The organism is Arsenophonus nasoniae DSM 15247, assembly GCF_000429565.1.
Taxonomy (GTDB): Bacteria; Pseudomonadota; Gammaproteobacteria; order Enterobacterales; family Enterobacteriaceae; genus Arsenophonus; species Arsenophonus nasoniae.
The window spans coordinates 1-9,597 of record NZ_AUCC01000098.1 but is presented as its reverse complement, the minus strand read 5'-3'; the positions used below and the strand labels follow the sequence as shown (position 1 = coordinate 9,597).

Sequence of the window (9,597 nt, the reverse complement as noted above, 5' to 3'; positions counted from 1 at the left end):
CCTGCCTGATTTAACCGGTTTACGCTTTCTGGGAGATTTATTGCGAGCCATCGAGATGAATCCCTGAAAAAAATTAACCTACTGCAGAGTATAAAACAGTACTTAACTCATTAACATCCCCGAAGCAGCACCGCTGCGCCGCTCACGCGTAGCGTGCTACGTTCAATACCTTTGCTCCACCATTTTGCTTCCCAAACAGCTTTATTCCATTTGACTTGAGATCCGATTTGGTAAGCGGCCTCTTTTATCCATGTTGCAGCTGTATAACATAAATCAGCATCACAATTTTTTATTTTTTCCCAAGGTAATTCACCGCTGCCTGGCTCAGGATATCCTGGTTCAGTGCCTTTTATCCACCATTTTGCTTGCCAAATAGCATTATTCCATCTTACGCGCATACCAATTTGATAGGCAGCATCTTTGATCCATTCTGCGGTATTTAAACATATATCATTTTGTTGATTCATATAAATTGCTCCATTGTTTTGTAAAAAATAAAGTACTTTTACTTTATGTGTATTCAAAATGAATGATATTCTTTTATTTTTTAATAAACGAATTAATTTTTATTAAAAAAAAGTTATGTTATAACGAATATCATTCTTTACACTTTAATATATTAATTAAATATTTATATTTTATTTTCATGCGGTCACCAAAGATTAACAATGAAGTGAAATTATATTGTCAATAAATTTATTTTTTTGACATAAATTTTTGTGTTTTTTTATTTAATTAACATTGGTATTTTTATTTCCCCCAGGACGGGTAATATCATGTCGATTGTGAATAGCATTTCTGAGTTAGCAACAATTAAATTAATGTTTATCAAATAACGGAAATGGATTTTAAATACCAGATTGATAATAAATTAGATTAGCTTAATAAAAGAATAATCAGAGTAGTTAGCACTGTTTCTACATTGAGATAAAATTGGTTTATACTTTCTTTCTATATTGTAGTTGTTAATTTTATTGTTTTTAATTTTAAACTCGATTTGCAAACCGATAATTAGAATGGTTTTTATCATAGGGGAGTAGGTAGTTATGTCGGAACATAAAAAATTTCGCTTTTATCAGCCGCTAAAAGGCCTAAGTCATACATTTGGTGATGAATGGTTTGCTCTTAAGGCAGAATCGTTTGCGCGTTTTTTTGGCACCCCAGGTTTTTTAATTGGGCAAACTATTGTTGTTACTGCATGGATCTACATTAATATAACTGGGATAACTAAATTTGATCCCTATCCGTTTATTTTACTTAATTTAACTTTTAGTCTGCAAGCAGCCTATGCGGCCCCGTTAATATTACTTGCTCAAACTCGGCAATCTGAACGTGATCAAGCACATGCGATTGCTGATGCTCAACATCGAGAAGATTTAGCTGAAGCAATGGCGCAAAGGCAAGCTATTGCGGAATATAATACTGAACAGTTATTTGCATTACTTCAACAAAATACAGAATTAACCAAATTAACTAAAGAAATGGCCGAGCGCATTGAAAACTTAACTATTCAATTAGAAAGCCGTACTCGCAAATAAAAATTATTTAGAATAATGGCAAACAATACTTTTATCTAACACAGGCTATTTGCTTAAGGTAAATTGTGTTTATCCAGTTAAGTATATCTAACTCCTTTATGTAAAGCATAAAGTGAAGAGACAACTGGCGTAGTGTAATAGAAAAGACGACGTTTTAGCCACTGTGTATCTTCTCTTTCTTTGGTACTAATTCGTCCTAATCGCCAAGTTTCTGGTTGGCAAGCCCTATTCATACGACGCTCTGTCGTATAGAGATAATTAAATCCCAGTTCTTTTGCAATTTTTGCGTAGTCTCGAGTATAAAATCCTTGTGGCCAACATAAGTGCTGACTGCAATAACCAAGTTGTTTGATAAGTATATTACGGCATTGTTCAATATCTGCAATTAATGCTGCATGACGTCTTTCAATATTAGTTTCTAATTGATCCCAACGTAAATGTGAATATGTGTGATTATGAAATTCGATTAATTCACTCGCTTGCATGTGTTCAATTTCTGACCATCTCAGCATAACATCATCGGCTTGGCCGTTACCGATCTTTATTTCACATTCACGGTGTGAATATCCGATATTAGATAATTTTCTAACCTTACCATTACCAATATCTTTGGTAATGAGAAAAATACTGGCTTTAAGCTGCAATTGTTCTAATACAGGAAAAGCGTAAACCCAATTGTCCAAATAACCATCATCAAAAGTGATCATGACACTCTTACGTGGAAAAGGTTTACCCTGATAAAATTGCTCTAATTCTTTTGTAGAAAGGGTTTTCCAGCCACTATTAGCTAGCCATGTCATCTGTTGTGTGAAAGTTTTTGGGGATAAAGTAACTAACCCAGGAGACGGGCTAACATGATGGTACATAAGAATAGGAATAGTTATCGCATTCATTATATTAATAAAATCATAGATTAATAGGTAGTAAATTATTTTTACTCAATTATTAGCATAATAGCAAGTATTTAATATACTGCATAAATGGTAATTTTATTAATCAAACAAATAGTTATATAAAAAAGAATGAACACTAATAATTCGTGTGGTTAGAAGACAGATACTGTTAGTTATCAGCATCACTTAATAAATTATCTATCAGTAACAGAATTTTTTAGTCTATCAACACATGACTTTAGCTAATTATTTGATCGTTCCTGATTAGTTTTATTATGTAAATTAATATCATACACTTTGCCAATTTGTAATAAACGCAATAAGCATGACTCGATTGAAAATTTCTTAGTTACTTGAAGTTGTCCGCGTAGGGCCATTTCTTGATATTTTTTAGGTTGCTGTAGAAAATCATCAATAGCTGCTATCCAATTGTTGATATCAGATGGTGGCAATAATAGTCCATTACTTTTATCCTGGATAATATCAGGTAGCCCACCCACATTACTAGCAAACACCGGCACAGCAAAGAAAAGTGATTCAACTGCTACCATACCAAATGCTTCCTTATTAGAAGGAATCACTGTTAAAGATGCATATGAATATATTGAGGAAGAAGGAAAAACTATACCGGCGAGCAATGTTTCAGGCTCTAAATTATAGTCGATAATTTTTTTCCTTAATTTAGCTTTACAAGCGCCATCGCCAATAATTAAATAGCGAAATGAACGGCCTTGCCGTTTTAATTGGGCGAGTGCCGCTAAAACAATATCATGTCCTTTCTCTTCTCTTAGCATACCAACTTGAATTATGATTGGGGCTGTTCCCTCTTTTATCCAAGTTAAAATATTATCAGCGATAGGGGTTTGTTTTTCGGCAACCATTTTAGAAAAATCAAAACCAGGATGAACAACCTTCACCTTTTGTGGCATACAACCACTTTGCAATAATGTTTCTCGCATTGGTTCGCTGGGGACAATGACGTAATCAAATAAGTAATTCATACTGAAGGCTTTTATTTTACCTGACAGATAGGTTTTTTGTCTCAATACACATGGCCGCTGTTTCTTAGCTAGTGTTTTTACAGCGATGGCAAGGTTATTCGCATCATGTCCACTGTGGCAAATGGCTAAAATTGTTTGTTGTTGACGTAGTAGTTTGCGTAGGCGCATGATTGAAGCAGGGTGAGCACTATTAATAAATGCAACATGATAGATTGGAATGTTATTTTTTTTTGCTTCATGTGCAATTTGACTGTCTATATGGCAAGCTAAAGTTACGTTGAAGCCTCGATGAATTAACCCTTTCATTTGTAATAAAGCCTGAGCTTCTTGGCCACCAAAATTCATCGAAGATTCGGTATAGATAATGGATGTATTCATAATATACCCTGATAGTTAGCCCGCTTGTTAATTGATTTACCATTCAATTAACACAAAAATAACATAATATTCTAATTTCTTTATTATTTTCGCTAAAAGATTTAGCGACAAAAGTTTAGTAATCTGCAACAAAACCGTTCTGTATCTAATGTTATAACTTTGTTATATAGAGGTATTTAATCAGAATGTGTTAACTATGCTTACTTTAACTAATTGTAGTATTTTTTTATAGTAATTTTTCCTCTTATTTTTCATGAGTTAGATTTTATAGCATCATTTTCTATATTTTATAATTATTGGTTTACGATTATAAAAATAGCAAAGGTAAAAGATTACGATGAGATGATATTAACACTATCTTGGTGCGAAAATGATGCCTATAGCGTTAATTTTGACAAGTATTATAATGAATAATAATTTTATTATGACTATCAGGTAATTAATTGATAATCTATACAAAATTGTTAAAGCGATAATTTTATCATTTGTAGAGTATTTTATACTTAACACATAATTAAATTACCTTAACTCAATAGGTTAATTGTAACAATGTTTTATTATATTTAAGCTAAATAATTATTTATGTTGCTTAAAATGTCTATTTTTACTCGGCAAATGTAGAATAAAGATTTATGTTTCGTTTTATCAGTTTTGTGTTGGATACTTTTTATTTTTTAGGTAAAGGTTAAATGATGAATATTTTTATGAATAAATTTATATTATTGTTATTAAGTGTCATTTTGTTTTTCTATTCAGCTTTTACTTTAGCTATCTCATCCAAATTGCTCATTTCACCAGAACCTAGTGTACTATGTGATAGATACATATGTGTTGATAGTATTACAGGAGTTTCAGTCAGTTTAACAGAAAAATATTTAGGTAAAAAACAAGCTAATCGCTTATTGTCTCAAGGTTTATTTGATAAAACGGCCTTTACATTTGATAACGGGGTATTTTGCGACATAAAAGAGAGGAAATGCTATATTGATAGATATTTTAATGAGAAAGGACAACGAAGCAAAGTGTGTCAGCAGTACACAGAAAAATTATTTAGTAATTAAATATCGGCAAAAGTGACTCATGAGTGTATTTTTTTATAAATTAAAAATAACTTTTTACTATCACGCTAGAAACGATATTTAATCTCAAAATTTACTTATTTATTTTGGCATTTTATTGTTTAAAAATCACTTACTCTTTTAAAGTGAGTTGTGATATTTTTATGATTATTGAGTTGTAAAATAGAAGCATTAATATTAAAAACGAGAAATCTTATCATAGAAATTCTTATTTAAATATAAATACTACGTAAATTATTGATATAAACGATCGATAACTGCATTACAATAGTTTAAGTCTATCATATATGCAAGTATTGATCGTTTATATCAATTTTTTTTATGTGTCTATTTTAGGTATGATTTATTCTATGAATTTTGTTTTGGTTTAATTTATAATGATTACTTTAACTAAGAGTTATATTTTCTTTTTATATCTATTGTTTGATGTATTTAATTTTACTGAACTTGAGGACAATGAAAAATGTAAGGCTAACACGCTTAGGCAATATTGTACCAACATTGTTAGTAGTGTTAAATTGTCAGCTTTTCTAAGCTATGATTTTTCTGTTTATCGGTATTTTTATGTTTACTCTAATTAGAAAATTTATCGGCAGATATTTTATTAAAATAATTTTTTACCAAAGCGTTTAAACAATAAAAAATCGCTTTAATATGAATAATTATTATTTGTTATGTCATAATTTGCGCCAACACTTTAGGGATTATTACTATTTTATCAGTTTTATTATATTTTAGATTTGAGTAATATGAGCGTTTTTTAGTAAAAATTTAATAATAGTTAGCACATAGAGATAAAAATAATTAAAGCCACTAATTACTTGATAAAATGGCTAGTTGAGAATTTTATTAGATCATTTTATAGTAAGAATTGTTGGTTTAAGAAGGATATCTATTCATGCTGAGTATAATCTATTAAGCTTAATAAAACAGAATTATTGTTTGGGTTTTCTAATTAATTTTCATTTAAGTTAAAAATAAATATTTTTATTATTTTAATGTGTTTATTAGTAATGTTTTTTATTATTTATTTGTAAATATCCAATTTTTATCTCTTAATAATGAATTATATGATTATAAGCTTATTAAAATAAATACTATTTAAAAATACTAATATTTTTAAAAATATTATTTTTCCTTGTGTGTTTAGAGCCAGTCATTTTGGCGATGCTGGCTTTTTTTTTGTTATTATTCAAAAGTGAGATTTTATTAATTTAATAATTGCAAATGTTTATTTTATATAACGCTAGCTATTTTAAAGAATTTTATTTTGGCAATATAAATTTCTATAATTAAATTATAATAATTAGATAACTATTTTGGTTTTTTTTACTAATATATTTATTTAATTAGTATATTATTCTGATTATTATTGCAATATACGTTTGCCAGAGGTATGTAAAGAGTTATCGAATACTAAATAAATATTAAGTGTGCTAATAAATTTCGTATTGATAAGATAAGAAAAATTAATTATTAGAAAATATATTGTCAAATGTCGTCTTATTTCATGTGATGGTTAACAAATATTCCTCAATACAATAGAAATTTGAATTTTATTATAAATGAATTTTTTTAATTGACTTCGCTTAAATAAAATTTTATTAATAAAATAAATTATAATGAACTTTAAAGGAGCGTTAAAAAATGAAAAAAATATTAACGTTATGCTTTCTTTTTATTTTAATGCCACCAGTAACTTATTCTTTAGAACAATCATAAGATTATGAATTGACTCAGGTATTAATTTTAAGTAGACATAATGTGAGAGCACCAATCATATATGAAAATATATTAACTCGTGCAACGAATAAAGCTTGGCCTATTTGGCATACAAACAATGGAAATCTTACGACTAAAGGTCGCCAATTAGAGATTTATTTAGGAAACTACTTTAGATCATGGTTTGATAGAATGGGGCTATTGCGTCAAGATAAATGTCCAGATTCAAATAATGTCTATGTATATGCAAACAATCAACAACGTACTATTGCTACAGCAGAATCTTTTATTACAGGCGCTTTTCCTGATTGCTTGGTTAAAACTTTTTATCGTTCAGATATGAATGACGGAGAGTTTGATACTATTTTTGCTACAGTTATCACTGATGATAGTGCAGAATTTAAGCGACAAGCCGAAAGCGCTATGGCAGAAAAATTAGCATATTTGGATTTAGCTGAAGCTTATAAACAAGTGTCAACAATATTGGATTTTAAGAATTCAACGCTATGTAAAAAAGATAAATTGTGTGATCTTGTTAGCTATCCAAACACAATGAATATTAGTGCAGGTAAAGAACCCTTTGTGTTTGGTCCATTAGGATTAGCAGCGAACGTTGTAGATGTATTTGATCTTCAGTATTACGAAGGATTTGCTACCAAAGATGTTGCTTGGGGAACAATTAGTACACCAGAGCAATGGAAAACACTTAATAAAATTAGAAATGGCTATCATGCAGTTGCATATAAAACTAAAATAGTTGCTAGTAACATAGCTAAACCTTTATTAGAATATATTGATTTGTATTTTGTTCAACCACGCAAAATTGCAGGTTCAAAATTACTTATTATGTTTGGTCATGATTCAAATATCGCGTCAGTAATGTCTGCTCTGGATTTCGCCCCTTATCAATTATCTGAACAATATGAAAAAACCCAATTGGTGGGAAATTAGTGTTTCAACGTTGGCATAGTAAGAAAATGAATAAAGATTACCTAAAAGTTGAATATATTTATCAATCAATAAATCAATTGCGCAATGGGACGGCTTTGACATGGAGTAACCCGCCAAAACAGGTAACTCTAGCGCTTAAAAATTGCCCGATTGATGGAAATGGCTTATGTCATTGGGATGACTTTGAAAAGAGCATGCAGCAAGCATTAAAAAATAAACTTTTTGTTGATTAGGTAAGATTAGAGGCAGCGGGATTAACACTACTTTTATTAATATTCATCACGAAAGAGTATGTTTTGCTAGTTATTTTTTATAAAATTCGAATTTTATTTTCTTTTTAGCTAATTATAAAGTCTCTTATTTTGTTATTAGTATTTGTTATAACTTAAAGATAATATTACTTTATTGTTAGCTTAATAGGTATTTAACCAGAAATTACTCGATTCATTTATTTTTTACTAACTAGTTTTGACGTTAAGTATTTTCTCTAATAATTAATAATTGAGTACTTAACTCTCGCTGCTACTTCGGGTAGCATTTGTTATTGGATTTATTCAACTTAAAGAGTTAATAAGTGATTAGCATAAAAAAATAATATTATTTTACGCGATAATATATATATTAAAAAAATTAAAAAATAATACAGACAACTATTTTATCAACAAATTACGGAATAAAAATAATTTAATAACGCTAAATTATCTTAATGCTATAGAATATTTTATAAATGGTGGTAAGTGTAAATTAATAAGGTTATATCTTACTTAATATAATTTTGTATTAATGTAATTTTTGTTATACAAATAATGTCTTGTGTAAGTATATAAATAATAATTTATATAAATATGCAAATCATGATCTACGTAAATATATAAATAGTAGTTTGTACTAATGTATAAATAAGGAGCGTTTGACATGAAAAAATTAATAACTCTCATAATAGCAGCATCATTGATTGGCTTCAGTCTAACATCTCAGGCCACTGAAAATTGTCCGGCATTAAATAAAATTGAAAGTAGTAATGGTATTTTCCATGCAAATGGAGTAGATGGAAATTGGCTTGGTGTGCTGCAAGGCATTATTGCAGAAAAAACTACGGTACAATCTTTTGAGGGTGGACTTGCAATTGCCGAAAGTCAGTCAGCGCCTATAAAATTTCAGTATTGTACTTATCGTGTTGGTGTTGATAAAACTCTTGATATGCGTTTCACACCAAAGAATGAAAAAGAGTTTACTATCCAAACTGTCGGTAATTTATGGAAAGAAGAAGCTGGACCTTTTGGACTTATTTATAAAGTATGTGAAAAAACCGCGCCAGAGAATTGTAAGTTTACGATTCGTCAATAAAATATCATTTAAAAAATAATTTTTGTTTGGTTCTGTTCCATTAAAAAATTGCTTCAATTTTTTCAAGCAACTGATACTAAAGTATAGTAAGCAGCTAATACTTTTATTTGGTATCTATTTTAATGCGACAGAACCTTTATTTTTATCTTAGCTTAAAGCTTCTATGTTGTTAAAAGAAGAAGCTGGTTTATAAAGGCTATAGGTTTTATTAAGCGAATTTTTGTTTTAGCTTAATAAGAAGTAGGATAGATTTTTTGCTTTCATTATATTTATTAATCATTAATTTCTATTAGGTGAAGTATGAATAATTTCGGTATTGGCTCTAAACATAGTTATACTCGATTATCAAGCGATAGTTCATGGTTAGGAAATTGAATCGCTTTTAAAGTGAGTAGCAAAAGCCATCCCTTATTGCAAAAAGGAGATGGGGATCGATTTATTGTGTTTAGTGCCAGTTAACATTTCCTCAGAGAGTGTAATTTCTAACCTGATTTCCTTATTTTAGACACATTGATCCTGCGTTTAGCTGCGTAACCATCGCTTTTTCTCCAGGTTATACAGTCTTTCTGACAACAATTCCGTTGCTTTTTTACCCATTTGCGCCCCGGTGAAAAGCAGCCTGTCGCCACACAGAATACATTTGTACGGATCGGTACGCAGAAATCCTTTCATCAGCACAGAAAAACCT

General features: G+C 29.7%; 8 protein-coding genes and 1 pseudogene. 5 read left to right on the top strand and 4 right to left on the bottom strand.

Features of this window, described 5'->3' with window-relative positions; translation table 11 throughout:
* Positions 1-110 precede the first annotated feature (110 nt).
* On the bottom strand, positions 111-467 hold the full coding sequence (locus G468_RS0114675) for a hypothetical protein (RefSeq protein ID WP_026823722.1): 357 nt from the start codon (positions 465-467) through the stop codon (positions 111-113).
* Positions 468-1,046: 579 nt separating this feature from the next.
* On the opposite strand from G468_RS0114675, the gene G468_RS0114670 reads away from it, so the two are divergent.
* Positions 1,047-1,538, top strand: a complete 492-nt coding sequence (locus G468_RS0114670; protein ID WP_026823721.1) for a DUF1003 domain-containing protein — start codon at positions 1,047-1,049, stop codon at positions 1,536-1,538.
* 77 nt (positions 1,539-1,615) lie between these two features.
* Here G468_RS0114670 and G468_RS0114665 read toward each other — a convergent pair whose 3' ends face one another.
* Positions 1,616-2,434, bottom strand: a complete 819-nt coding sequence (locus G468_RS0114665; protein ID WP_026823720.1) for a polysaccharide deacetylase family protein — start codon at positions 2,432-2,434, stop codon at positions 1,616-1,618.
* 239 nt (positions 2,435-2,673) lie between these two features.
* Positions 2,674-3,810 (bottom strand): glycosyltransferase family 4 protein, encoded by a 1,137-nt coding sequence (locus G468_RS21285; protein WP_051297133.1) that lies wholly within the window; start codon positions 3,808-3,810, stop codon positions 2,674-2,676.
* Between the two features lie 692 nt (positions 3,811-4,502).
* Between G468_RS21285 and G468_RS0114655 the strand changes: the two genes are divergently transcribed.
* From G468_RS0114655 to G468_RS0114645, 4 genes are all read left to right on the top strand, one after another.
* Positions 4,503-4,871: a YcgJ family protein gene (locus G468_RS0114655; RefSeq protein ID WP_248604896.1), complete on the top strand. Its 369-nt coding sequence runs from the start codon at positions 4,503-4,505 to the stop codon at positions 4,869-4,871.
* Positions 4,872-6,653: 1,782 nt separating this feature from the next.
* A complete protein-coding gene (locus G468_RS21280) occupies positions 6,654-7,562 on the top strand; it encodes a histidine-type phosphatase (RefSeq protein WP_338023331.1) in 909 nt (302 codons plus the stop codon).
* Positions 7,562-7,795: a hypothetical protein gene (locus G468_RS25215; RefSeq protein WP_338078182.1), complete on the top strand. Its 234-nt coding sequence runs from the start codon at positions 7,562-7,564 to the stop codon at positions 7,793-7,795. The genes G468_RS21280 and G468_RS25215 overlap by 1 nt, the downstream gene beginning before the upstream one ends.
* Positions 7,796-8,477: 682 nt before the next feature.
* Complete coding sequence (locus tag G468_RS0114645) at positions 8,478-8,909, top strand: DUF3757 domain-containing protein (RefSeq protein WP_026823718.1); 432 nt, start codon at positions 8,478-8,480, stop codon at positions 8,907-8,909.
* A gap of 522 nt (positions 8,910-9,431) precedes the next feature.
* On the opposite strand, the pseudogene G468_RS25445 reads toward G468_RS0114645, so the two are convergent.
* Positions 9,432-9,597 (bottom strand): annotated as a pseudogene (locus G468_RS25445) (IS91 family transposase); the annotation flags it as partial.

Excerpts from the sequence above, each read along its gene's own strand:
- G468_RS0114670 (WP_026823721.1), top strand. The coding sequence starts at position 1,047 with ATGTCGGAACATAAAAAATTTCGCTTTTATCAGCCGCTAAAAGGCCTA.
- G468_RS21285 (WP_051297133.1), bottom strand. The coding sequence starts at position 3,810 with ATGAATACATCCATTATCTATACCGAATCTTCGATGAATTTTGGTGGC.
- G468_RS0114645 (WP_026823718.1), top strand. The coding sequence starts at position 8,478 with ATGAAAAAATTAATAACTCTCATAATAGCAGCATCATTGATTGGCTTC.
- G468_RS0114675 (WP_026823722.1), bottom strand. The coding sequence starts at position 467 with ATGAATCAACAAAATGATATATGTTTAAATACCGCAGAATGGATCAAA.
- G468_RS0114655 (WP_248604896.1), top strand. The coding sequence starts at position 4,503 with ATGAATATTTTTATGAATAAATTTATATTATTGTTATTAAGTGTCATT.